General features: G+C 33.6%; 23 protein-coding genes. All 23 read left to right on the top strand.

What is annotated here, in order from left to right; genetic code table 11:
- Window positions 1-5: 5 nt before the first annotated feature.
- The 23 genes from GSB9_02151 to GSB9_02173 all read left to right on the top strand — a co-directional run bounded on the left by GSB9_02151 (window position 6) and on the right by GSB9_02173 (window position 25,057).
- Entirely contained in the window at window positions 6-1,697 is a 1,692-nt protein-coding gene (locus GSB9_02151; GenBank protein UKM65580.1) for a hypothetical protein, read from the top strand.
- 12 nt (window positions 1,698-1,709) lie between these two features.
- A complete protein-coding gene (locus tag GSB9_02152) occupies window positions 1,710-2,762 on the top strand; it encodes a hypothetical protein (protein ID UKM65581.1) in 1,053 nt (350 codons plus the stop codon).
- 42 nt (window positions 2,763-2,804) lie between these two features.
- A complete protein-coding gene (gene rfbB / locus GSB9_02153) occupies window positions 2,805-3,812 on the top strand; it encodes a dTDP-glucose 4,6-dehydratase (GenBank protein UKM65582.2) in 1,008 nt (335 codons plus the stop codon).
- Window positions 3,813-4,673, top strand: a complete 861-nt coding sequence (gene rfbA, locus GSB9_02154; GenBank protein UKM65583.1) for a glucose-1-phosphate thymidylyltransferase RfbA — start codon at window positions 3,813-3,815, stop codon at window positions 4,671-4,673.
- Window positions 4,674-4,676: 3 nt separating this feature from the next.
- Window positions 4,677-5,213 carry a dTDP-4-dehydrorhamnose 3,5-epimerase gene (gene rfbC, locus GSB9_02155; GenBank protein UKM65584.1) on the top strand — a complete coding sequence of 179 codons (537 nt, stop codon included), beginning with the start codon at window positions 4,677-4,679 and terminating at the stop codon, window positions 5,211-5,213.
- A 5-nt stretch (window positions 5,214-5,218) separates the two neighbouring features.
- On the top strand, window positions 5,219-6,013 hold the full coding sequence (rfbD, locus tag GSB9_02156) for a dTDP-4-dehydrorhamnose reductase (GenBank protein ID UKM65585.1): 795 nt from the start codon (window positions 5,219-5,221) through the stop codon (window positions 6,011-6,013).
- A gap of 18 nt (window positions 6,014-6,031) precedes the next feature.
- A complete protein-coding gene (gmd, locus tag GSB9_02157) occupies window positions 6,032-7,150 on the top strand; it encodes a GDP-mannose 4,6-dehydratase (protein UKM65586.1) in 1,119 nt (372 codons plus the stop codon).
- A 7-nt stretch (window positions 7,151-7,157) separates the two neighbouring features.
- Window positions 7,158-8,216, top strand: coding sequence for a GDP-L-fucose synthase (locus tag GSB9_02158; protein UKM65587.1), 1,059 nt, complete (start codon window positions 7,158-7,160; stop codon window positions 8,214-8,216).
- Window positions 8,206-9,075, top strand: a complete 870-nt coding sequence (locus GSB9_02159; GenBank protein UKM65588.1) for an N-acetylneuraminate synthase family protein — start codon at window positions 8,206-8,208, stop codon at window positions 9,073-9,075. Before GSB9_02158 ends, GSB9_02159 begins: the two co-directional genes overlap by 11 nt.
- Window positions 9,075-10,229 carry an acylneuraminate cytidylyltransferase gene (locus GSB9_02160; protein ID UKM65589.1) on the top strand — a complete coding sequence of 385 codons (1,155 nt, stop codon included), beginning with the start codon at window positions 9,075-9,077 and terminating at the stop codon, window positions 10,227-10,229. Before GSB9_02159 ends, GSB9_02160 begins: the two co-directional genes overlap by 1 nt.
- Window positions 10,230-10,234: 5 nt before the next feature.
- On the top strand, window positions 10,235-11,455 hold the full coding sequence (locus GSB9_02161; GenBank protein ID UKM65590.1) for a hypothetical protein: 1,221 nt from the start codon (window positions 10,235-10,237) through the stop codon (window positions 11,453-11,455).
- Window positions 11,452-12,681, top strand: a complete 1,230-nt coding sequence (locus GSB9_02162) for a hypothetical protein (GenBank protein UKM65591.1) — start codon at window positions 11,452-11,454, stop codon at window positions 12,679-12,681. Before GSB9_02161 ends, GSB9_02162 begins: the two co-directional genes overlap by 4 nt.
- Before the next feature lie 7 nt (window positions 12,682-12,688).
- A complete protein-coding gene (locus GSB9_02163) occupies window positions 12,689-14,104 on the top strand; it encodes an O-antigen polysaccharide polymerase Wzy (GenBank protein UKM65592.1) in 1,416 nt (471 codons plus the stop codon).
- Entirely contained in the window at window positions 14,101-15,291 is a 1,191-nt protein-coding gene (locus GSB9_02164; protein UKM65593.1) for an O-antigen ligase family protein, read from the top strand. Before GSB9_02163 ends, GSB9_02164 begins: the two co-directional genes overlap by 4 nt.
- On the top strand, window positions 15,278-16,366 hold the full coding sequence (locus GSB9_02165; GenBank protein ID UKM65594.1) for a glycosyltransferase family 4 protein: 1,089 nt from the start codon (window positions 15,278-15,280) through the stop codon (window positions 16,364-16,366). Before GSB9_02164 ends, GSB9_02165 begins: the two co-directional genes overlap by 14 nt.
- 16 nt (window positions 16,367-16,382) lie before the next feature.
- Window positions 16,383-16,928 (top strand): putative colanic acid biosynthesis acetyltransferase, encoded by a 546-nt coding sequence (locus GSB9_02166; protein UKM65595.1) that lies wholly within the window; start codon window positions 16,383-16,385, stop codon window positions 16,926-16,928.
- Window positions 16,921-18,129, top strand: a complete 1,209-nt coding sequence (locus GSB9_02167; protein UKM65596.1) for a WcaI family glycosyltransferase — start codon at window positions 16,921-16,923, stop codon at window positions 18,127-18,129. Before GSB9_02166 ends, GSB9_02167 begins: the two co-directional genes overlap by 8 nt.
- 9 nt (window positions 18,130-18,138) lie before the next feature.
- The gene (locus tag GSB9_02168) at window positions 18,139-19,539 is read left to right on the top strand and encodes a UDP-glucose 6-dehydrogenase (GenBank protein ID UKM65597.1); all 1,401 of its coding nucleotides are present in this window, start codon (window positions 18,139-18,141) and stop codon (window positions 19,537-19,539) included.
- 108 nt (window positions 19,540-19,647) lie between these two features.
- The gene (locus GSB9_02169; protein ID UKM65598.1) at window positions 19,648-20,634 is read left to right on the top strand and encodes an SDR family oxidoreductase; all 987 of its coding nucleotides are present in this window, start codon (window positions 19,648-19,650) and stop codon (window positions 20,632-20,634) included.
- Window positions 20,635-20,636: 2 nt separating this feature from the next.
- Entirely contained in the window at window positions 20,637-21,992 is a 1,356-nt protein-coding gene (locus GSB9_02170; GenBank protein ID UKM65599.1) for an undecaprenyl-phosphate glucose phosphotransferase, read from the top strand.
- 14 nt (window positions 21,993-22,006) lie between these two features.
- Window positions 22,007-23,026, top strand: coding sequence for a glycosyltransferase family 4 protein (locus GSB9_02171; protein UKM65600.1), 1,020 nt, complete (start codon window positions 22,007-22,009; stop codon window positions 23,024-23,026).
- Window positions 22,999-24,315: a phenylacetate--CoA ligase family protein gene (locus GSB9_02172; GenBank protein ID UKM65601.1), complete on the top strand. Its 1,317-nt coding sequence runs from the start codon at window positions 22,999-23,001 to the stop codon at window positions 24,313-24,315. Before GSB9_02171 ends, GSB9_02172 begins: the two co-directional genes overlap by 28 nt.
- Window positions 24,305-25,057, top strand: coding sequence for a glycosyltransferase family 2 protein (locus tag GSB9_02173; protein UKM65602.1), 753 nt, complete (start codon window positions 24,305-24,307; stop codon window positions 25,055-25,057). Before GSB9_02172 ends, GSB9_02173 begins: the two co-directional genes overlap by 11 nt.
- Window positions 25,058-25,145 lie beyond the last annotated feature (88 nt).

Genomic DNA, 25,145 nt, shown 5'->3' on the forward strand with positions numbered 1-25,145 from the left:
CAACAATGAGTAATAAAAAACATCACGCACGTACCCGAGCTCAAGAGAGTTCGAACGCTATAGAGCGTATGTATATTACGATGCGCCATTTATTCAATCGTGGGTTTTACAAGCCCATGGGTATTTCGGGCGAAACCTTAAGGGAGGCTCTGCTAACTTTACGTCCTGAAATTTATGGTTCAATAGCCGAAGAAAAAGCCGAACTTGAAGGTTTGCTTTATGTTATCGATAGGCTCCCAATGGGTATTGAACAGTGTTCTTTTATCAATCTAACTAGTGATGAAGGTTATGGTAATTCGCATTTTAAGCCTATAATTCCTGAAAAACGCCGAAGAAACTGCTACAGGATTGATGCCGAGCAAATGAATATTGAGATTACCCGCGGCCGTTCGGATATTTACGATATTTTAACGCACTTAACCTTTTTATTCGTAGAATCCCATAAGATTAGTTCCAAAGTACTTATAAACGAAGATGGCGCCACTACTAGAGATTGGCAAAAATTAGAAAAAGTAGTACTTACTAACAATGAATTATCGCAAGAAGAACGAGAAATAGCCGTAACGCATGTGGCGTCGATTTTAGGTAGGACTTTTAAAGAGCTAATGAATATTTACCATAAGTTTGCTGCACCTGGCCAACCAGAGCGTTTTTTACACATTGTTTATTGGTTGGGCAAATTAGCAATAGACGAGCAAGTTAATTTTAACAAACGAACCATAACGTTTAGCCCCGTACTGAGAGAGCGAATAGGACACCACATTCATGGTGAAATCTGGGCAGACAACATAAAGGACTTTCTTTTTAAAAATAATTTACAGGAAAGGCCCTTACACATTATTAGTGCGAATATGCACAGTGTAATGAATACGCTTTATGCTTACCCTTCATTAAGGCCTAAAAACACCAGCGATAAAGATATTTTTGGTTTATATGAGGCCTTGAGCAATAATGAAAATCAAGCTTTGCGTAATAAAGTAACAAAAGAAGCGTTGAGCAAGGGAATGACCTATTTAAACGATACATCGGGGGCAAATATTGATGTTCAAATATTCGATACATCAAAAATAGAACCGTCGAAGTTGAATATTAATGCCGATGCTTCCAAAATAGAAAAGGAAAAGCCAGTAATATTGGTTATGGACTATGCCTTTGGAGAACAGGCTTATGAAACCATAGATGAGTTATTGAAACCCTATAAAGCAAAAGGTAATAGAATCCATATGAATGTCGATTCGGTTTCCATAATGGGTAAAGCAGGGATTTTGGAAGGTGGAAAGGGCGATATTATGATTCCGTCGGCCCATATCTTTGAGGGTACCGCAGATAATTATCCGTTTAAAAACGAATTGAAAAAGGAACTTTTAGAAAATCAAGGTGTAGCCGTTTATGAAGGCGCTATGATAACCGTTTTAGGAACCTCATTACAAAACAAAGATATTTTAAAGTTTTTCCATAATTCTACATGGAAGGTTATTGGGCTTGAAATGGAGGGGGCGCATTACCAAAAAGCTATTCAGGCAGCATCAAAAGTGCGAGGCAGCATCAAATCCAATGTGAAAGTAAGGTATGCCTATTACGCTAGCGATAACCCTTTGGAAACTGGTGCAACATTGGCCTCAGGGGGATTGGGGACCTCAGGGGTTAAACCAACATATTTAATTACACGAACCATTTTAGAACAAATACTAAATTAACAAATTATAATTATGAGTAAAGATTTGCCACAACCACAGCAATCTGAAGAAGTAGATTTAGGCCAGTTGTTTAAAATAATTGGAAATGGATTTAAGAATTTCTTCCAGTTTATTGGAAATATTTTTAAAACCCTTTTTGAAGTCATTATCCTATTTTTAATTTTTGTACAGAAACATTTTATTAAATTAGCGGTAGTTGTTGTTGTGGGCTTGGCTGTTGGAGTCTACCTTGATTATAAGAAAGAACCTTTATATATTTCTACAATGGTTGTAGAGCCCAACTTCAATAGTGTTCAGCAGCTATATAACAACATTGGTTTTTATAATGAATTAGCGACGGCCAAAGATTCAACGGTTTTAGCCGAAGTTTTGGATATTAGTAAGAAAGAAGCCTCGGCTATAAGAGAGTTTAGTGTGGAATCCTATTCAGATGAAAACCAAAAAATTAAACTGTTTGATGAGTTTTTAACTAGCTTGGATACAACAACCCAAAAAGCCATAGATATTAAGGAGTATCTTGAAAACTTTAACTCTTTGGACGCCCGTTTCCACACGGTTTCGATTATTACCGCCAACAATACTGTGGCAAAGAGAATCCAACCTTCTATAATAAACTCTATTTCCAGAAACGATTACTTTAAGCTTCAGAAAAGCATTAGTGAGATGAATATAAGTCTTCAGGATAGCTTATACAAAAAGCAAATTAGGGAGATTGATTCTTTACAGGCATTATACAAAAAGGTGATGTTGAAGGAGGCCGAAAAGGACATGAACGGAACCAACATCAATATGGCAGAAGAAGGCTCTAAAGATTTCAAAGAGTTGGCTTTGATAAATAAAATGAATCAATTACAAACCAGTTTGGTTGAGCTTAATGAAGAGCGTGGTAACAAGGAGAGCATATTGAATGTAATATCTGAATTCCCTGTAAAGGGAGTTAGGTTAAAGGGTATACTCAATTCCTATAAATTTATTCTACCTTGTTTGCTGTTAGGGATTACCTTTTTAATTCTAGGGTTGCTATCTTTAAATAAATATTTAAAAAATTATAAGAAGGAAGCGTAGCGGTGATTTTAATGCACTATTAAGGCTTATCAAAACAAAATTATAATGACTTTTCTAATCACAGGTGGTGCGGGTTTTATTGGCTCAAATTTTATCACTTATTTTTTTGAAAATAATCCAAAAGTTAAGGTGGTTAATTTGGATAGCCTTACCTACGCAGGGGATGTTTCCAATTTAAAAGAAGTTGAAGACCATCTTAATTATACCTTTATAGAAGGCGACATTTGTGATAGGGCTTTAATAGAAAGACTCTTTGAAGAACATGATTTTAGTGGGGTTATCCACTTTGCAGCAGAATCACATGTAGATAATTCGATAAACGCGCCAAGCGCTTTTATAAACACCAATGTGCTTGGGACTTTCAATTTGATTGATGTGGCCAAAAACCATTGGATGGAGGCGCCCCATAGCTCAAAAGCCATTCATAAAAACTCACGTTTTCTCCATATTTCAACCGATGAAGTTTATGGAACATTAGGCAACGAAGGGCTTTTTACCGAGCAAACCCCATATGCGCCCAATAGTCCCTATAGTGCTTCAAAAGCATCTTCCGATTTTATAGTTAGAAGTTATTACCATACCTATGGCATGAATGTGGTTACGACCAACTGTTCAAATAACTACGGTCCAAAACAACATGACGAGAAGCTTATTCCAACCATTATCAGGAAAGCGATACATAATGAGCACATACCAATTTACGGAGATGGTAAAAATGTGAGAGATTGGCTTTATGTAGAAGATCATTGTTGCGGAATTGAATTGGCTTTTTACAAAGGAAAACCTGGCGAAACCTATAACATTGGAGGCCGAAATGAACGAGACAATCTGTACATTGCCAACACTGTTTGTGAGGTTTTAGACGAAGTTAAGCCAAAAGAAAAATCGTATAAAGAGCAAATTACATTTGTAAAAGATAGACCAGGACATGATTTTAGGTACGCTATTGATGCTTCTAAAATTGAAAATGAGTTAGGTTGGCAAGCAAAAGAAAACTTTGAAACAGGCATTAAGAAAACCATTAAATGGTATCTAGAAAAATATAAATAGATGAAAGGCATTATTTTGGCAGGCGGATCAGGAACGCGCTTATATCCTCTTACCAAAGTGGTAAGTAAGCAGCTTATGCCGGTTTACGACAAGCCTATGATTTATTATCCGGTTTCTACGTTACTTTCTGCAGGGATTCGAGAAATTTTAATCATAACAACCCCCCAAGATTTACAAAATTTTAAAGAATTATTGGGTGATGGAGCTAATTATGGTTGCCGTTTTGAGTATGCCGTTCAGGAAGCACCAAACGGCTTGGCAGAAGCTTTTATTATTGGAGAAGAGTTTATTGGAAACGATAGTGTAGCGCTAATTTTAGGTGATAATATTTTTTATGGTTCGGGTCTAGAAAAAACCTTGCAAAACAATATAGACCCTAAAGGCGGTGTTATTTTTGCCTATCATGTTCAAGATCCACAGCGTTATGGTGTTGTTGAATTCAACGACAATAACAAAGCCATTTCCATAGAAGAGAAACCCGAAAACCCCAAGTCTAGTTTTGCTGTGCCAGGCATCTATTTTTACGATAATTCTGTAGTTCAAATAGCCAAAAATATTAAACCGAGTAAAAGAGGAGAATTAGAGATAACTGATGTTAATAAAACATATCTCAATCAAGGAAATTTGAATGTTCAAATATTAGATAAAGGAACAGCTTGGTTAGATACAGGCACGTTTACTTCACTAATGCAGGCGTCTCAATTTGTAGAGGTTATAGAAGAACGCCAAGGCCAAAAAATAGGTTGTATAGAAGAGGTGGCCTATAATATGGGGTATATAAATAAAATACAGCTTAACGAGTTAGCCAAGCCTTTATTAAAAAGCGGTTATGGGAAGTACCTTCAACACTTGTTAGAATAATTTATGACGGTAGAAGAAACATATCTAAAAGGGTGCTACGTTATAACCCCAAAAATTTTTGAAGACGAAAGGGGTTATTTTTTTGAAGCTTTTAATGAGAAAATTTTTAAAGAAAAAACAGGCATAATACCAAATTTTGTTCAAGATAACCAATCAAAATCCAATAAGGGGGTTTTAAGAGGGCTTCATTTTCAAACAGGTAAATATGCACAAGCCAAGTTGGTTCGTGTTGTAAAGGGAAGCGTTTTAGACGTCTGCGTTGATGTTAGGGAAAACTCTTCAACTTACGGCAAGCACTTTTCGTTAATTTTAGACGACAAAAAACACCAACAGCTGTACGTTCCCAGAGGGTTTGCCCATGGTTTTGTGGTTTTGGAAGATGACACAGTTTTTTCATACAAATGTGATAATTTTTACAATAAATCATCAGAATCTGGGATAATCTATAACGATAAAACTTTAAATATTGATTGGGGAGTGCCTGAAGAAAACTTAATTGTTTCTGAGAAGGACAAGTGCCTGCCAACATTTAAATCATAAATTTTATGAGTGTAAAGGTTTTAGTTACTGGAGCTAATGGTCAATTAGGCAAAACCATAGAAGAATTATATGCTCAAAACAAGCTAAACATTGATTTTGCTTTTGCAACAAAGGCAGATTTAGATATTACCGATAAGTTAAAAGTTGAAGATTTTTTTTTAAAGCATGATTTTGACTATTGCATAAACTGTGCAGCATATACCAACGTAGAACAAGCAGAAAAAACACCAGATGAAGCCAATAAAATCAATGCCGAGGGCGTTAAGAACTTGGCTAATGTATGTATAAAAAGAAAAGTAGTTTTAATCCATATTTCAACAGATTATGTTTTTGATGGAGAAAAAACAACCCCTTATACCATAGATGATGCAACTAACCCTATAAACGCATATGGTAAATCAAAATTACTAGGAGAACAATATATTCAAAATGCTTTATCAGATTACTTTATAGTAAGAACATCGTGGTTATACAGTAAAAAATACGGAAAGAATTTTTATAGAACTATTGTGGCCTTAGCAGAAGAAAAGGATGAATTGTCGATAACCACAGACCAAACAGGATGTCCAACCGATACGGTTAATTTGGCCAACTTTATCGTTGGTTTAATAGCCAAAAGAGAAAAGAAATATGGGATAAAACACTTTTCGGATGATAAGGTAATGACTTGGTATGATTTTGCTCGAAAAGTTCTGTCAGAAAACAATTTAATTAACAGCACCAATCTTGTCAAAACATCCAATTATGTTACTTTTGCAAAGCGGCCTAAGTATTCGGTTTTAAAAGTAAGTAAACAATAGCCACCTAAAATTAAGTACATGTCAAAAAAAGTAGCATTAATTACCGGAGTTACCGGCCAAGATGGCGCTTATTTAAGTGAGTTTCTACTAAAAAAAGGGTATGAGGTTCATGGAATAAAAAGGCGTTCATCCCTTTTCAATACAGATAGAATAGACCACCTATACCAAGACCCTCATGTTGAGAATAGAGATTTTTACCTCCATTATGGAGACTTAACAGATAGTACCAATTTAACCCGAATTATTCAGGAGGTACAACCAGATGAAATTTATAACTTGGCGGCTATGAGCCATGTACACGTGTCTTTCGAGATGCCCGAATACACAGCAAATGCCGATGGTATTGGTACATTACGTTTATTGGAGGCCATCCGCTTTTTAGGTCTTGAAAAGAAAACACGAATTTATCAAGCTTCAACTTCAGAGTTATATGGTAAGGTACAAGAAGTGCCGCAAACGGAAACAACACCCTTCTATCCACGAAGTCCTTATGCTGTGGCTAAGATGTATGCCTACTGGATAACGGTAAATTACCGCGAAGCTTATGGTATATACGCTTGTAATGGTATTTTGTTTAATCATGAGTCGCCTATACGAGGTGAAACCTTTGTAACCCGTAAAATTACAAGGGCAACCTCTAGAATTGCATTAGGGTTACAAGATAAATTCTATTTAGGAAATCTCGATGCTCAGCGCGATTGGGGACATGCCAAAGATTATGTGCGTATGATGTGGATGATTCTTCAAGCTGAAGAAGCCGAAGATTGGGTTATAGCAACCAATAAAACGACTACCGTTCGCGATTTTGTTAAGATGAGTTTTGCCGAAGTTGGCATTGAATTGGAGTTTAAAGGAACGGGTGTCGATGAAAAAGCCTTTGTAAAATCATGTCGCCATGCTGAATATCAATTGCCCGTTGGAAAAGAAGTACTTTCGGTAGATCCCAAATATTTTAGACCAACAGAAGTTGATTTGTTAATAGGCGATGCTACTAAGGCGAAGGAAAAACTGGGTTGGGTGCCAGAATACGATTTACCAGCTTTAGTAAAAGATATGATGCAGAGTGATGTCAAGCTTATGAAAAAAGAGCAGTTTCTCAAAGAAGGCGGTTACGAGATTATGAATTATTTTGAATAGCCTGATTATGCAAAAAAACGCTAAAATTTATATCGCTGGTCATCGTGGTTTGGTTGGGAGTGCAATTTTAAAAAACCTTCAAAATAAAGGCTATAGCAATATTATTACCAGAACGCATAAAGAACTGGACTTAACCAATCAGGTTGATGTTGCTTCTTTTTTTAAAGATGAAAAGCCCGAGTATGTTTTTTTAGCGGCTGCTAAAGTTGGTGGTATTGTTGCTAATAACGTGTATCGTGCAGACTTTATTTATGAAAACATGATGATTCAAAACAACGTGATTCATCAAAGTTATGTACACGGTGTTAAAAAATTATTGTTTTTGGGAAGTACTTGTATTTATCCAAAAAATGCACATCAACCCATGAAAGAAGAGTACCTGTTAACAGATACTTTGGAATATACCAATGAACCCTACGCCATAGCGAAAATAGCGGGCATTAAAATGTGCGAAAGTTATAATTTACAATACGGCACTAATTTTATTTCGGTAATGCCCACAAACTTATATGGTCCAAACGATAATTTTGATTTAGAAAAATCGCATGTGCTGCCAGCATTAATCCGTAAAATACATTTAGCAAAACTTCTTTCAGAAGATCAAGTAGGGGAGGTGTTGGAAGATTTGGAAATGGAGACTTTAGAAGACGCTAAAAACTATTTGAAACAGTTTGGAGTTAATAAAGATAGCGTAGAAATATGGGGTTCTGGAAAACCAAAACGCGAGTTTTTATGGAGTGAAGATATGGCCGATGCCTGTGTGTTTTTAATGGAAAATCGAGATTTTTCAGACACTTATACAGCTGGCGAAAAGGAAGTTAGAAATACACATATTAACATCGGTACAGGTAAAGACATATCTATTAAAGAACTCGCAGAAATCATAAAAGAGGTTGTTGGTTTTGATGGCGATTTGGTTTTTAACACCAAAAAACCAGATGGCACCTTCAGGAAACTTACGGACGTTTCTAAATTAAATGGTTTGGGGTGGAAACACAGTGTTGAATTAGTAGAGGGAATTGAACAAATTTATAAATGGTATTTAAATAAAAAAAATGAAATATAAACAACCTAAAGTAATAGCAGAAATAGGATGTAATCATAAAGGTGATTTTGATATTGCTATAGAATTATTAAATTTAGCTAAAGAGTGTGGGGCAGATGTGGCTAAATTTCAAAAAAGAAATAATAGGGAATTATTAACGGAAGAGCAATATAATGCTCCTCACCCTAATCCTTCTAACTCTTATGGAGATACTTACGGTGCTCATCGAGAGTATTTAGAATTTTCAGTAGATCAACATAAAAAACTGAAAGAGCATTGCGATCAAATTGGACTAGAATATTCCACATCTGTTTGGGATGTTACTTCAGCTGAGGAAATGATAACTTTTAAGCCGTCATTGTTAAAGGTTCCTTCAGCCTGTAATAACAATTTTGACATGTTAAAGGTATTAAGAGACGATTTTGAAGGAGATGTGCATCTTTCTTTTGGAATGACAAGTTTAGAAGAAGAAAAGGAAATTATTGAGTTTTTCGAGGAAACAAATCAAGCCAAAGACAGATTAGTAATATATTCATGTACATCAGGGTATCCTGTCCCTTTCAAAGATGTTTGTTTATTAGAAATTACTAGACTTATCAAGGAGTATGGAGAAAGAGTAAAACACGTTGGTTTTTCTGGGCATCATTTAGGTATAGCAATAGATAATGCGGCTTTTGCTTTGGGTGCTAATTGGGTTGAAAGACATTTTACAAAAGACAGAACTTGGAAAGGTACGGATCATGCAGCTTCTTTAGAGCCTACAGGAATGAGAAAATTATGTCGTGATTTAAAAGCAACATATGAGGCTTTAGGTTACAAGGACTCTGAAATTCTAGAAATAGAGCAAGTTCAAAGGGATAAATTGAAATACAGAAAATAATGAGTGTTATAGCTTTTATTCCTGCAAGAGGGGGAAGCAAATCAATACCATTAAAGAATATCAAATACTTTTGTGGAAAACCTTTAATATATTGGACGCTTAAAGCGGCTCATGATTCTAAAATAATTTCTAAAATAGTTGTGGCTACAGATGATGCTAAAATAGAGGAAACAGTTCTTGGTTTTAGTTTTTCTAAGGTTTCTGTATATAGAAGGAGTGATGAAAATGCCCAAGACAGTTCTTCAACAGAAAGTGTTATGTTAGAGTTTTTAGAAAGGGAAGAAATTGATAAAAGTTATACTTTTTTATTAATACAAGCAACGTCTCCTTTATTAACAACTTTAGATTTGGATATAGGTTTAGAGGCATTTAAAAGCCATGATTCTATTCTTTCGTGTGTTAGATCAAAGCGTTTTTTTTGGACTGAAAGAAGGGAAGCTTTAAACTATAATTATAAAAATAGGCCAAGAAGACAAGATTTTGAAGGTTTATTAATGGAAAATGGTGCTTTTTATATTAATTCTGTCAGTAATATTTTGGAATACAAGAATAGATTATCTGGTGATATTGGTATAGTCGAAATGCCTGAATATACAGCCGTTGAAATTGATGAAGAAGAAGATTGGTTAATGGCAGAATCGCTTATGAAACGTTTTGTTTTGAAAGAAAACAAACCTTTAAAATGTGATATTAAGCTTTTTGTGACAGATGTTGATGGTGTCTTAACCGATGCGGGAATGTATTATAGCGAATCTGGAGATGAATTAAAGAAATTTAATACGCATGATGGTATGGCTTTTCAACTTTTGTGTGAGCAAGGTATAAAAACAGCAATTGTTACTTCAGAGAATACTAAAATTGTTGAAAACAGAGCTAAGAAATTAAAGGTTGATTATCTGTGCCAGGGCAAAAAATATGGAGGAAAATTAGAAGTTGTTATGGATATTTGTAAAAAGGAAAAAATAACTTTGTCTCAAGTTGCTTATATAGGCGATGATATTAATTGTTTTGAGTTGTTATCTAATGTTGGTATTGCTGCTTGTCCTAAAAATGCTCTTAAGAAAATAAAAGCTATACCGAATATGATTCACTTAGAAAAAAAGGGGGGAGAAGGAGTAGTAAGAGAATTTGTAGAAGAAATTCTTTTTAATTAAAATTTATGAAGAAAATACTTTATTTTGATAACTGGGATAAAGGGTATAGAAACTTTTTAAGATTAGATCAAGATTTTAAAGATAAGGGCTATGAAACATTCTTGTTGCACACTTCTTCTTTTATGCTTGATGGAATAGAGAAAGAAAAGCAAATAGACGGTTTAGAATTAAAAGATATTTCTTTTTATAAGACTAATAGACTAAGAAAAATTATAGAGCGGGAAAACCCAGATATTATTATAATTCTGAATCTATCATTTTTAATAGATAGGGCAATCGTTAAAATTTGTAAAGATTTAAATATTAAGATTTTTCATTTATCACATGGTAAGTTAATACCAAAGGAGAGCATTGACGTTGTTAGGACTACCGTTCAAAATGAGAGTAAAGGAGGATTGTTTTCAAAAATCACCAAAAAGAATATTTTTTCGGCGTATAATTATTTTATTGAATACCCAAGTATTTTGACCTTTTTTAGGTTTATTATAAGAGCCTATAAAAACCCTATGGAGTATACGTTGTTTCCAAAATACTCAAGGGAGCTTGCGGTTAATAAATCATTAGTGTACTATCCTTCAGATTTTGAAATAATGGTAAAGGAATTTGGTTTTCCTGAAGATATGGTTGAAGTTGTAGGAAATCCGGAATTAGATATTTTTTATAATTCAAAATTGTTAAGTAGGGATATATTTTTGAAAAATCACTTAGAGATTAAATCTAATAAATATGTAGCCTATTTTGATGATGGATTAGCTTTAATTTATGGATGGGATACAAAGAAGTGGCTGGGTTTTTTAAAAGACCTTAATAATATTTTGAAGAAGGCAGATTTAAAATTAATTGTCAAATTGCATCCGAGAAGAGATATAACCAACTGCCTTTCATTTTTTGAAGAGCATAAAATAAGGTGCTTTTATGATGTTGATTTTAAAAATTTAATTGAACATTCCTCGTTTGTAATCAGCCATTTTTCATCTGTAATTATTTATGCTCTTTTATTAAATAAAAAAGTGAAGTCGCCAAGGTGGGGTGTCTCAGAGGGGTTAGAGGAAAAATACCCAAAAGGGGTGGTAACTTATTATTATAATAGGATAGATTTTGAAAAGAATTTACTCAATACAGCCATTGATAAGCAATTAATAAAAACCTATCTTTTAAGGTCTGTTGGGAAGGTTGATGGAAAATCTATTGCTAAAATTGTGAATATTGTCACTAACCAACAATGATAAAAGGTGGAATAGATAATAATCTTTTAAAATCATTATCCTATATTTTAGTTTCAGGAGCCTCTAAGGGGCTCAATTATATTATATTATTATTTTTGGCAGTTGGTTCATACTCAGAGCAGTATGTGGCTATTTTGCTGCTATTTTCTTTGGAACAAATTTTAAGTTTGTTATTGCCATTGAACCAATCAAGCTTAATTTACTCAAAATCCATTCTAAGTTATAAACAAATAACTAATAAGCTGATATCTAGTTCGGTAATAGTTTCAGTGACTTGTGTGCTTGTTTTTTTTGCTTTAAAAAAATACATTTTTAGTTATTTTGACGTTCATAAAGCAATAATTTTTTTCAGCTTATTTTTGAGCATGACAATCAACGCTTACTTGAATTACTTAACCAATTATTATAAAATGATTGAAGAGCATGGAAAGGCATTATTAATTCAAGGATTATTAATGATTTCTTTTGGATCTATATTAATTCATATTTTAATTGTTGAAGATAAAGTGGTTGCTTTTTTTTGGGGAAAAGCTCTTGGTTTATTGTTAGTTTTGACATTGGTTAAATTTTTGGGATTAACTAAGTTTAAATTTAAGATAGTTTTTTTAAGCTTAAGTGAGCTTAAACTGGTTTTAAATTTATTTTCTGTTAGTGCATTAGGTTGGGGTTCTGGGTTAGGTTTTATGAACCTAGCTAAAATGTATTCTACAGCTGAAGAGCTAGTTGAGGTTGGTTATATTTTGAATATTTTCAATGTATTTTTACTTGTAAGTATTGGCGTTAATTCAGTGTATGGCCCTTTAATAAAAAAACACGTAATTAAAAATGAACGGGAGAAAGTAATAAAAATAAAAAATCAAACATTAATGATTTATTTGTTAATTGTCCTGCTTGTAATTGTATTATATATTTTAGTAATAAATTTAGGTTTTCAATTCAATCATAAAATTGAACAAGTTTTGTCAATACTTCCTTTTGCGATTTTATTGTTTGTCTTTAATATTTTCCATTGGATTTCGCAGCCCTTTTACATGGTCAACAATAAGTTTAATAGTTACAACTATTTAAATATACTTTCTTATGTTTTTTGGGTTTTAACAATGATTGTCGGCTTGTATTATGGCTACAGTGATTTTATAGCATTTTTAATGCTTATTCATTTTATGAAAGGAGCTATGACTTATCTTTACGCAAAAAGGAAGCTAATGACTATTAACATGAAATAATTCATTTATGAAGCTTAAAACACTTACAATCTTCTTATATTTAATGGTTAGTATTCCTTTATTTTTATTTTTTAAAGCGAATGTATTTGTTTGGTTTTCGTTTTTTATTAATTACTGTTTAATTACTTACATATCATATTTCCACCTTAACAAAGAAAGAATTTTCTCTCCATTTTTAACGTCATATATAGTTTTCGTTTTTTTATTTTTTATTGTAGCTCCAATAATTCAAATAGGAGCAATAGAGTCTATGGGATCAACATTTCCCAATAATTATCCGTATAATGTGAATGAGGTCATTTTCTCAAATTTTTTGATTTTGATTTTTAACTTGATTTTTTTTATTAGCTATTTATTTTACAAAAAGAGAAAGGAACAAAATTTTGTACAAAAGCCTCAAACAAACACATTCTCTCGACCCTTAGTGATGTTAGTTCTTTTCATGGTTTGCTTCGTGATTTGGGCAATTAATTATAGTTACATTATCGATGAGATATCAAAGTCTATATATTCAAAAGAAGCTGAAAGTATTTCCATTCTTTTAATTAGAAAAAAGGTGCTTTTTTTAATTCCGCTCGGAGCTATTGCGCTTATATTTAGGTACCTAAAGAAAAATCGTAAAATTACTACAAATACATTTATCTCATATTTAATGTTGATTATTTTACTCTCATTTTTACTTTTTTTTAAAAACCCATTAACCGAGAAAAGAAATGCACTGGGGCCAATTTATATTACTTTGATTTATCTATTTTATCCAAAATTAATCAATACAAATTCTAAATTTTTTCTGTTTTCATTTGTGTCTATGATTATTTTCTTCCCGTTGGTATCAGCGCTAACCCATGTCGATGCTAACCTTAGTGAAATTATACAACGACCAAACATTATAGTTGAAGACTTCACTAATCATGGAGGTATAGTAAATGCCTTTAGCACTTTGCACTATGATGCCTTTCCTAATATTGTAGCAACAGTAAGCTATGTAGGTAAAGAAGGCCTCTCGCTTGGATATCAATTGTTAAGTGGTTTACTGTTTTTTATACCAAGAAGCTTATGGTCAACTAAGCCCTTATCTACTGGTGAATTTATAGGAAATTTTTTAATGGAAAACCACGAATTTACATATAATAATTTATCAAACCCGTTAGTTTCTGAAGGATATGTAAATTTCGGTATATTAGGAGTGGTTTTAATGTCTATTTTACTTTCTTATGTAGTCGCCATATTTATATCTTGGCTCAAATCTAATGATACTTTAAAGGAAGTTATCGCATTTTATTTTTCAGTTCATTTAATATTTTTGCTTAGAGGAGATTTTGCTAATGGGTTTGCATATTTCGTTGGTACCTTTATAGGTGTTTATTTTATACCAAAACTTTTAGAACGAATCATTTTTTTTAGTCTTAAAAAAACAAAATGAACCAGAAGCATTTAACTTTAGCTTTATTTTTAAACGCTAGTATTTTATTGTTTCCTAGCAATTTTAAGTTTTTTCCTGTTGCATTTTTAGGATTGGTAGTTCTGAAGAATTATAAACAAATAAATTGGAACTATTTGGTTTTAATGTCTATCCCTTATTTGATAATATTATTGGGAGTTCTTCATTCTTCTAATTTAGAGAGAGCTTTTTCGCAAATTCAAACGGGAGCTTCACTGTTTTTATACCCTTTATGTTTTTCTATGATACCGGCAAAATCATTAAGGAAAATAAAAATAAACAAAATTAATAATGCATTTATAGTTTCAATATTTATTTTCACTGCAGTCGTTTTTTTGTATTATCTGATAATAAAGGGGGAGTCTTGGGTGTTTTTGGTGCATCACTACATAACATTAATAGACAAACTTATATACGACAAGTATCAAATACATTCATTATATCTGGCCTTATTATTAACGATAAGCATCATTTTAAGCTTAAGAATGGCTACAAAAACTAAGAATAAATATACTATATTTTTATATGTTGTGAATGTATTTTATTGTTTGTCATTATTGGCAATAATGAACAAAAGAGCATCTGTAATTTTAATAATTATAACAAGTTTATTGTTTTTGTTTACTTTAAACAAGAAAATAAAAAAAGTTGCAATTCTTTTTGCTTTTGGGGCAATAGCGTTACTCTTAGGTTTAGTAGTCTATCTACCAAGATTTAATGGGAATAGTTTTTTAGAGTTTAAAAAAATAGAACAATCAATCAATGACCCCAAAACTTCGATAGGGACAAGAGTTGTTTTGAACAAGGCTACTTTAGAGATTTTTAAAAGCAACCCCTTTTTCGGTGTGGGTTCAGGAGATGATAGGGAAATATTATCAGAGTTTACGGCTAAATTATCCGACGGAGTTATTAAAAACTACAATTCTCATAATCAATTTAGTAGTTATTTGATTAAAACAGGTGCGTTTGGTCTATGTGTATTTTTGTTTTATTGTTGCATTCTGTTGAAAATAGCTTTAAAATCAAAGGACATTGTTTTCATTTGTATGTTTATCATTTTTTGTGGAAATATGCTTATTGAAAATATCTTAGAGAGGGAGGCTGGTGTATTGGTTTTTTCGTTTTTTATTAATTATTACAGTAGAATATATTATAATGAAAAGAGATAGGTTGTTATTAATAGGCCCGCTACCAGAACCTACAACGGGTGTTTCATTGGCTAACAAAACTGTAGTAGAAGGCCTTAACAAAGATAAAAGCGTTGGTATCGATTTTATCAATACATCATACAGTAAATTTGAAGAAAAGTTAGGCGGATTTTCTATATCCAAGGCCTTATATTTTCTAAAGTTAAATCTTTTTGCATACAAAATTTTCAAGGCCAATATTGTTTATATAACTCCAGGGCAAACTTTTTTAGGCGTGGTTAAATACGGACTTTTTATTTCATTAAGCTGGGTGCTGGGCAAAGAGCTTATTGTTCATGTACATGGTAATTACCTTGGAAAAGAGTTCCAGCAATTAAAGGGGGTAAAGAAACGAGTTTTTAAATGGCTTCTAAGTAAAACAACAAAAGGCATTGTTTTGTCAGAGTCTTTGGCCGATAATATGTCTCCTTTTATTGAAGATGAGAAAATATATGTATTATATAATTTTGTTGAAGATTACTTGTTTTCAGAAAAAAAATGTGATAATAAAGATTTAACTAATAAGCCCAAAATAGTTTTTCTAAGCAATTTAATGAAAGAGAAGGGTATTATTGACTTTTTAGAAGCTCTGAAAATATTAGAAGCTGAAGGGTTTGAATATGAAGCAAAAATAGCTGGTAATATTGATGCCCAAAATAAGCAAGAAATAAATCAGTATTTTAAAACTTTAAAGAATATTGAATATTGTGGTGTTGTTTCAGGAAAGGAAAAAAAGGACTTATTAAATTGGGGAAATGCGTTTATTCTTCCAACTTATTATGAAATGGAAGGGCAACCAATCTCTATATTAGAAGCAATGGCTACAAGAAATATTATACTAACTACTAAACATGCTGGAATACCAGATGTTTTTGAGGAAGGAATAAATGGGTTTTATATAGAAAAAAGAAATCCGATGAGCATAGTTTCTACGATAAAAGAAATTGCGACCATGTCCAACTCTAATGAAATCATGGAAAATAATTATCTTATCGCTAGTAAGTTTTATAGGGTTGAAAACTTTATTGGTAAGCTGTTGAAAATCTTAAGGTCTTAACTATTCTATAAATAAAATGCAGAATTTAAGTTTATATCAAACCCCAGATAATTTTCGGGGCAAATCAAAAATTACCGTTCAGTTATGGTGGTTAGTCGACGCCTTATTTTTCAGGCCTTCACCACAGGTTTTATATGGTTGGCGACGTTTCTTGTTAAGATGTTTCGGTGCTAAAATTGGAAAAAAGGTAATAATCAGGCCATCTGCAAAGATTACTTACCCATGGAAGGTTACAATTGGAGATTACAGCTGGATTGGTGATGATGTTGTGCTTTACAGCCTAGGTGAAATAGAGATTGGCAAAAACACAGTGATTTCTCAAAAAAGTTATCTTTGCACAGGTTCACACGATTATACCAAAATAGATTTTCCTATTTACTCAAACAAGATTACTGTAGAAGATGAATGCTGGTTGGCTACAGATGTTTTTGTATCTCCAGGCATAACCATTAAAAGCGGAACTGTTGTAGGAGCAAGAAGTACCGTTGTAAAAGATTTGGAGGCTAATTCTGTTTACGCAGGAACGCCGGTAAGGTTTATAAAGAAAAGAAAAATTGAGTAAAAAAATTGTAATTGTAGGCATTAACTATTACCCCGAAGATAGTGCCATAGGGTTATACACCACCCAGAAAGCAGAATACTTAATTTCAAAAGGATACGATGTTTCTGTAATAACTGGATTTCCATATTACCCGCAATGGGAAATAGGTGCTGATTATAAGGGTAAGAAATATTTGGTATCAGAACATATTAATGGTGTTAAAGTTTATAGAAGTAGGCAATATGTGCCTAAAGACCCAACTTTCACAAAAAGAATACTTCATTTAATTAGCTTTACTTTTGGAAATTTCATCAACTTATTTAAAGTTAACAAACCAGATGTTGTTATTTCTATTGTGCCGTTTACAACATCTGCGCTTTTGGGTTGGTTTCTAAAATTACGGTATAAATCTAAGCTGTGGGTACATATACAGGATTTTGAATTTGATGCGGCTATAGATTCTGGATTATTAAGTGGCAATAAAAAATTCATTGTAAAAGGGCTACTCTGGATTGAGAAAAAAGTACTCTCTAAGGCCGATGTGGTCTCTACCATTAGTTACGGTATGATAGATAAACTGAAATCAAAAACAAATGTCCAGTCTTATTATCTAACCAACTGGATAGACGTCGCTTTGTTTGATGGTTTAAAAAATAAACGGCACCCTTATTTAGCTTCAAATAGCTTTAAAGTACTCTATTCGGGCAATATAGGAGCCAAACAAGATTGGGCTTTTTTTATCAATTTTGTAGAAAAATTAAGTAACCTAGAAAATATAGAAGTTATTGTTGTTGGGGAGGGTGCAGAAAAAGAAAAAGTGGTGGCCATGCTAAAGCAATACCCCTTTGTTAAGCATTATAATCTAGTGCCATTTAAAGAACTTCCTGTTTTATTATCTAGCGCAGATTTACATGTGTTGTTTCAAAAGCCAGATGTCATAGACACAGTAATGCCCTCAAAATTATTGGGTATGATGGCTAGCGGAAAACCCTCTATTGTGACCGGAAATAAGAAAAGTGAAGTGGCTACCGTTCTAGAAGAGTCTGAAGGAGGATATTATTTCGATGGTACCTCAATAGATGAAGTGGTTAGTTGTTTAAAAGACATCAAAGGAAATGAAAAATTAAGGGAGTCTATTGGTGTGAATGCCAAAAAGTATGTAAAAGAAAAATTTTCTCAAAGCGAGGTTTTAGATAAGTTTGTAAAAGAATTAGTAAAATAGGTTTATAAAATGAAAATCAATAACATCTGTTGCATCGGAGCTGGCTACGTTGGCGGGCCAACCATGGCCGTTATTGCACAAAAATGCCCCAACATAAAAGTAACCGTCGTCGATATTAACAAATCGCGAATCGCAGCATGGAACGACAACGATTTAACTAAACTCCCCGTTTTTGAACCTGGTTTAGATAGTATCGTTGAGGAAGCGAGAGGTAGAAACCTCTTTTTTTCAACCGATGTAGATGCGGCTATTGATGAGGCCGATATGATTTTTATTTCGGTAAACACCCCAACCAAGACCTACGGTAAAGGAAAAGGCATGGCGGCCGATTTAAAATATATCGAGCTTTGTGCCCGTCAAATAGCCAAAGTCGCTAAAGAAAATAAAATAGTAGTCGAGAAATCTACCCTTCCAGTTCGTACAGCTTCAGCAATAAAGAGTATTTTAGATAATACCGGTAATGGCGTAAAGTTCCAAATACTCTCAAACCCCGAATTTTTAGCCGAAGGCACTGCCGTTTCCGATTTGCTAAACCCCGATCGTGTATTGATAGGAGGAGATGCTGATGAAGCAGGGCAACAAGCCATAGGGGCATTAGTGAATATTTACGCAAATTGGGTGCCTCAAGAGCGCATTTTAACCACTAATGTATGGTCTTCTGAACTTTCAAAGCTTACGGCCAATGCCTTTTTGGCGCAACGTGTGTCGTCCATCAATGCACTGTCTGTAATATGCGAAAAAACGGGTGCTGATGTTAATGAAGTCGCTAAGGCCATTGGCATGGACTCAAGAATTGGCCCAAAGTTTTTAAAAGCCTCTGTGGGTTTTGGAGGGTCTTGTTTTCAAAAGGATATTCTCAATTTGGTTTATATAGCAAAGAGCTACGGACTTAACGAAGTGGCCGATTATTGGGAGCAGGTCATTTTAATGAACGATTACCAAAAGAATCGCTTTTCGGATTATATTGTCAGTACCTTATATAATACAGTGTCAGGTAAGAAAATCACCTTTTTTGGTTGGGCCTTTAAGAAGGATACCAACGATACGAGAGAATCAGCAGCAATACAGGTAGCCGACAACTTATTAAATGAACAAGCTCACATTTCGGTGTACGATCCTAAAGTAACTTCAGAACGTATATACGCCGATTTAGATTATTTAAATACTAGAGCAGAAGAAGAAAATAGAGTCTTGCTAACGGTAAAGCAAAATGCGTATGACGCCTGTAAAGATTCGCATGCTATTGCTGTGTTAACAGAATGGGATGAATTTAAAACCTACGACTGGAATAAAATTTACCATAACATGTTAAAGCCGGCCTTTGTTTTCGATGGACGAGGTATTTTAGATACCAAAGCTTTAGAAGATATTGGTTTTGTGTGTTATAGTATTGGAAAAGGTCATGTTTAAGAAATTAGTGTCAATCAATAATAACATTTGATTATTTTAAAAATCATCCACTATTTAAACTTATTCTTTTAAATTTGTTTCCAATTAGAGATAACAAAAAAGGAGAATTTGAAACGTGTTTTAATAACGGGAGCTGCTGGTTTTTTAGGATCGCATTTAAGTGATCGATTTATAAATGAAGGTTATTATGTTATCGGCATGGATAACTTCATTACAGGTGATAAAAAGAACCTTGAGCACTTAGTAAACCATCCTCATTTTGAATTTATTGAACACGATATTACCGAGTTTGTTAGAATAGAAGGGAAATTAGATTACATACTTCACTTTGCATCTCCGGCAAGTCCAATAGATTATCTAAAAATACCTATTCAAACTTTAAAAGTAGGATCGTTAGGAACTCATAATTTATTGGGTTTGGCAAAGGCCAAAAACGCCAGGATTTTAATCGCCTCAACTTCCGAAGTGTATGGCGACCCTTTGGTACATCCGCAAACCGAAAACTACTACGGAAATGTAAACACTATTGGGCCAAGAGGGGTGTATGATGAAGCCAAGCGTTTTCAAGAATCCATCACCATGGCCTACCATAGGTTTCATGGGTTAGAAACTCGAATAGTCAGGATTTTTAACACGTATGGGCCTCGTATGCGCCTCAACGATGGCCGTGTAATTCCAGCCTTTATAGGTCAGGCTTTAAGAGGTGAAGACTTAACTGTTTTTGGTGATGGCTCGCAAACGCGCTCATTTTGTTATGTTGATGATCAAGTAGAAGGCATTTACAGACTATTGTTGAGTGATTATGTCTATCCAGTCAATATAGGTAACCCGCACGAAATTACCATTAAGGCGTTTGCCGAAGAAATCATTAAACTTACCGGCACATCACAAAAAATAATTTATAAAGAGCTTCCAGAAAACGACCCGTTACAACGCCAGCCCGATATTACGTTAGCAAAAAAAATACTAAATTGGGAGCCTAAAATCGATAGAGCCAAAGGCATGAATACCACCTACAATTATTTCAAAACACTATCTAAAGAAGAATTGTTTAAAAGTGAGCACAAAGATTTTACGAAACATATAAAACAATAAAATTGAATACTTTTAAACAAGGTCGATATTCGGGTTACATAAAACCTATTCTGTACTTAGTTGATTTAAGTATCATAACGGCTTCCATTTTCCTGTTTGAAATTAATTTGAACAATATTTATCTGTTTTTAACGTATGCTTCGGTACTTTGGTTCGTCATAGCGTTTAAAAACCAATTTTATGAGGTTAACAGATACACTAAAGTTATCCAAATTATAACGCTTGTTTTAAGGCAAATTGTACTGTTTTCTGTTGTTTTATATGCTTTTATTGGCTTTTTTAAGCAACCCAATATTAGTCGCTTAGCCTTAGGGAATTATTTGGTTACAGTTTCTATTTTAATCACCTCTTTTAAATTTTTGTTCTTCGTTTTGTTGAGCAAATACAGGTCGATATTAGGGGGAAACTTAAGAAATGTGATTGTTATTGGTGATACCGAAAAAACTAGGCAGCTTATTCATATTTTTAATACACGACAAGACTTTGGCTATAAGTTTAAAAAACAATTTGCTGTTAAAAATGACGATTTTTCCCTTCAAAAGTGCTTTAAGTACATTATAGAAAATGAAATAAACGAAATTTATTTTTCGGTAGCCAATTTGTCGAATAAACAAATAAATAGCCTTATTGATTTTGCCGATAATAATTTAAGGGAGTTAAAGTTTATTCCCGATAATAAAGACATCTATACTAAAAAACTGAAGTACGAATATTACGACTATGTTCCGATATTGTCATTAAGGACCATTCCAATACAAGATACTGTAAACCAATTAACAAAACGCATTTTCGATATCGTCTTTGCACTTTTTATTATCATATTCATCCTATCTTGGCTTACGCCAATTTTGGCTATTATAATAAAACTAGAATCTAAAGGACCAGTATTTTTCAAGCAGTCTCGAAATGGGTTTAACTATCAAGAATTTGATTGTTATAAATTCCGTTCCATGACGCCTAATAAAGACGCTCATTTGTATCAAGCTACTAAGGGTGACCAAAGGGTGACCAAAGTAGGTGCTTTTATTCGAAGAACGAGTATAGACGAACTTCCACAGTTTTTTAACGTGCTCTTTGGAGATATGTCTGTTGTAGGCCCAAGGCCGCATATGGTAAGTCATACTAATATGTATGCACAGCGAATCGATAAATTTATGGTGCGGCACTTTGTAAAACCCGGTATTACGGGGTTGGCTCAAACTAGTGGATTTAGAGGCGAGGTAGAAACCGATAAAGACATTATTAATCGTGTTAAATACGATATTTTTTACATTGAAAACTGGTCTTTGTTGCTGGATGTTAAAATTATAATTCAAACATTAGTCAATGCCTTAAAAGGAGAAGATAAAGCTTATTAAACAAAATAAGCACGATGAAAAACCTAAACGTTTTATATATAGGCAATAACTTGTTAAGTAAAACAGGCTACCCTTCAACGTTACAAACCCTTAGTAGCTTACTTCAAAAAGAAGGTTGCTCAGTAAAAACAGCATCGAGTAAACAAAATATAGTATTAAGAATGCTCGATATGGGTTATAGTATTTTAAAACACCGAAGAACCACAGATGTGGTTTTAATAGATACCTACAGCACTTTAAATTTTTACTTCGCTTATTGCTGTGCCCTTTTGTTAAAGTATTTTGATAAGTCATATATTCCTATTCTCCATGGTGGAAACTTACCGGAAAGATTAAAAACATCGCCAAAACTATCAAAAGCAGTTTTTTCAAATGCATTTATAAACGTGGCGCCTTCTAGATATTTAACAGAAATTTTCCAACAAGCAGGATATAAAACTACCTGTATTCCTAATACATTAAACATCGAGCAATATGTGTTTAAGCCCAGAAAAAGCATAACCCCAAAGTTATTCTACGTTAGGGCATTTTCCAGCATTTATAACCCGGAAATGGCCATAAAAGTACTATTCGAACTTAAAAAAGATTACCCGAATGCCGAACTTTGTATGGTAGGTCCAGACCGCGATGGAACCTTAGTAAGTGTAAAAAATTTGGTAAACGAATTGAATTTAAAAACATCGGTTGAATTCACTGGAGTGTTGCCCAAACCAGCTTGGCACAAAAAATCTGAAGCATTCGATGTTTTTATAAATACCAGTAACGTCGATAATATGCCGGTTAGTATTATTGAAGCCATGGCTCTGGGCTTGCCCGTGGTGACCACCAACGTTGGTGGAATACCGTACTTAGTGGAAGATAAAATTACGGGGCTATTAGTAAATCCAATTGACGTCAGTGACATGGTAAACTCAATTAAAAATTTAATTGAAAATGGCTCGGGAGAAATGACCCAAAACGCTAGAAAACAAGTAGAAAGCTATCAGTGGGAAGTGGTTAAACTCCAATGGAATCAACTATTATCTCAAGTATGATGTATAAATGGCTCTATATTGTTGGTAGAAATTTTAGGAATCCATCCTCAAAGCAAATTCATCAATTTTTGGGTGAATCCAATAATTTTTCTTTAGAAGAATTGGAGTCCTTTCAGCTGAAAAAATTAAAGGAACTGGTTGATTTTGCGTATCAATATTCCGGTTATTATCGTAAAATTTTCATTGAGAACTATGTAAAACCATCAGATATAAATACGCTTTCTGATATAAAAAAACTACCCATAATTACCAAAAAGGAGCTTATTCAGTATAATTCAGAAATCCATACTAATTATAAATTCAAAAAGGCTTTTAAGTCTAAAACATCGGGAACTTCTGGCGAATCGTTGGTTTTTAAAAGGAATGAGTTTGCCGATGCGTTCAACCGGGTGGTAATCAATCATAATTATAACAACTATGGAGTTAACCCGTGGAATCGAAACGGCTATTTTTGGGGATTTAATACATCGTTTTTTTATAGGTTGAAAACTCGAATTTTAGATGCGCTTCAAAATCGGTTTAGAGTGTTTTCGTACTCAAAAACCGAACTGTCTAATTTTATAGAGAAACTAAAGTGCGCACGCTATGTGCATGGTTACTCGTCGAGTATTTACGAAACGGCCAAGGCGATAAATAATTCCGAAATTAAAAAACCAACCCAAATAAAAATGGTTAAGGGCACTTCGGAGAAGATTTTCGATTACTACCAACCCGAAATTAAAAAAGCTTTCGGCACCAAAATGATTAGCGAGTACGGAGCGGCTGAGGCTGGTATTATTGCTTTCGAATGTCCGCACGGCAATATGCACATTAACATGGAAGGCGTGATTGTTGAGGAAGTGGATAACGAGATATTGGTGACCAACTTGCATATGCTATCTTTTCCCGTAATACGTTATAAATTGGGCGATTATATAAAACTGGCTCAACGAGATGAAAAATGTCCATGTGGAAAAAATCATCTGATTATTGAAGATGTTTTGGGCCGTATTGGCGAACCTGTTTATGGATTTGAAAGCAAATACCCGAGCTTGTATTTTTATTATATTTTTAAAAACCTTTCGGAAAAGCATCAACTAAATTTAGAATATCAAGTTTTGCAGCACCAAAAAGGACAGTTGGTTTTTAATATTGCTTCAGTATTATCGGATGCCGAAAAGCAATTCTTGACCATGGAAATTGAAAATTATTTTAAAGACGATATTACATACAGCATTAATTCGGAAGCCAATTTTGTGATTCCAAACGGAAAAAAGAAAAGTTTTATTTCAACCATAAATGAACAATAACGAGCAACTTGTTTCGATTATCATCGCCTGTTACAATTCTGAAAAACACCTTTCGGAAACCATTAACAGTGTGCTTAATCAAACCTATAAAAATTGGGAGTTGCTGTTGGTTGATGACTGTTCCACTGACAATACCATTTCTGTTATTGAGCCCTTTCAAAAAAAAGATACACGTATAAAACTGTTCCGCCAAAGACAAAATTCAGGTGCTGCTGTAACCCGAAACAAAGCTATAAAAGAAGCCAAAGGACGATTTATTGCTTTTTTGGACAGTGACGATTTGTGGTTGCCACAAAAGCTTGAAAAGCAAATCGGTTTTATGTTGAAAAACGGCTACAGTTTAACGCACACCGCATACGAAATTATTGAAAACAACGGAAAAGCAACCAATAAAACTATAAGATCCAAACCAGTTTTAACCTACAACAACATGTTGTTTTCCAATAAAATAGGGTGTTTAACGGCTATTTATGACCGAGGTAAATTAGGAAAAGTTTATATGCCACAAATCCGAAAACGGCAAGATTACGGGCTTTGGTTAAAAATTTTAAAAACGGGCGTAAATGCTTATGCTTTACCCGAAGTGTTGGCGCAATACCGAAAAACCGAGCAGTCTATGTCCAGAAATAAAATCAATTTAATTAAATGGAACTGGAAGTTATTTAGGGAAATTGAGCAGTTTTCAGTTTTAAAATCTGCATATTATCTAACTTGCAACGTGTTTATAAAATTAAAAAGTTAATCGAAATGGGCATTTCCGAAAAGCCAAAAAAACACCCCAATCTATTAGTAGCTTAACATAAAAGCAATTATTTTTGTCCTTATCAAAA

This window comes from Flavobacteriaceae bacterium GSB9, assembly GCA_022749295.1.
In the GTDB taxonomy this organism is placed as follows: domain Bacteria; phylum Bacteroidota; class Bacteroidia; order Flavobacteriales; family Flavobacteriaceae; genus Flavisericum.

Bases quoted from the DNA above. Each gene is read 5' to 3' on its own strand.
- GSB9_02168 (UKM65597.1), top strand. From the start codon at position 18,139: ATGAAAATCAATAACATCTGTTGCATCGGAGCTGGCTACGTTGGCGGG.
- rfbA (UKM65583.1), top strand. From the start codon at position 3,813: ATGAAAGGCATTATTTTGGCAGGCGGATCAGGAACGCGCTTATATCCT.
- GSB9_02161 (UKM65590.1), top strand. From the start codon at position 10,235: ATGAAGAAAATACTTTATTTTGATAACTGGGATAAAGGGTATAGAAAC.
- GSB9_02158 (UKM65587.1), top strand. From the start codon at position 7,158: ATGCAAAAAAACGCTAAAATTTATATCGCTGGTCATCGTGGTTTGGTT.
- rfbC (UKM65584.1), top strand. From the start codon at position 4,677: ATGACGGTAGAAGAAACATATCTAAAAGGGTGCTACGTTATAACCCCA.
- rfbD (UKM65585.1), top strand. From the start codon at position 5,219: ATGAGTGTAAAGGTTTTAGTTACTGGAGCTAATGGTCAATTAGGCAAA.
- GSB9_02151 (UKM65580.1), top strand. From the start codon at position 6: ATGAGTAATAAAAAACATCACGCACGTACCCGAGCTCAAGAGAGTTCG.
- GSB9_02172 (UKM65601.1), top strand. From the start codon at position 22,999: ATGGAATCAACTATTATCTCAAGTATGATGTATAAATGGCTCTATATT.
- GSB9_02160 (UKM65589.1), top strand. From the start codon at position 9,075: ATGAGTGTTATAGCTTTTATTCCTGCAAGAGGGGGAAGCAAATCAATA.
- GSB9_02171 (UKM65600.1), top strand. From the start codon at position 22,007: ATGAAAAACCTAAACGTTTTATATATAGGCAATAACTTGTTAAGTAAA.
- GSB9_02164 (UKM65593.1), top strand. From the start codon at position 14,101: ATGAACCAGAAGCATTTAACTTTAGCTTTATTTTTAAACGCTAGTATT.
- GSB9_02173 (UKM65602.1), top strand. From the start codon at position 24,305: ATGAACAATAACGAGCAACTTGTTTCGATTATCATCGCCTGTTACAAT.
- GSB9_02163 (UKM65592.1), top strand. From the start codon at position 12,689: ATGAAGCTTAAAACACTTACAATCTTCTTATATTTAATGGTTAGTATT.
- GSB9_02152 (UKM65581.1), top strand. From the start codon at position 1,710: ATGAGTAAAGATTTGCCACAACCACAGCAATCTGAAGAAGTAGATTTA.
- GSB9_02159 (UKM65588.1), top strand. From the start codon at position 8,206: ATGAAATATAAACAACCTAAAGTAATAGCAGAAATAGGATGTAATCAT.
- GSB9_02162 (UKM65591.1), top strand. From the start codon at position 11,452: ATGATAAAAGGTGGAATAGATAATAATCTTTTAAAATCATTATCCTAT.
- GSB9_02165 (UKM65594.1), top strand. From the start codon at position 15,278: ATGAAAAGAGATAGGTTGTTATTAATAGGCCCGCTACCAGAACCTACA.
- GSB9_02166 (UKM65595.1), top strand. From the start codon at position 16,383: ATGCAGAATTTAAGTTTATATCAAACCCCAGATAATTTTCGGGGCAAA.
- gmd (UKM65586.1), top strand. From the start codon at position 6,032: ATGTCAAAAAAAGTAGCATTAATTACCGGAGTTACCGGCCAAGATGGC.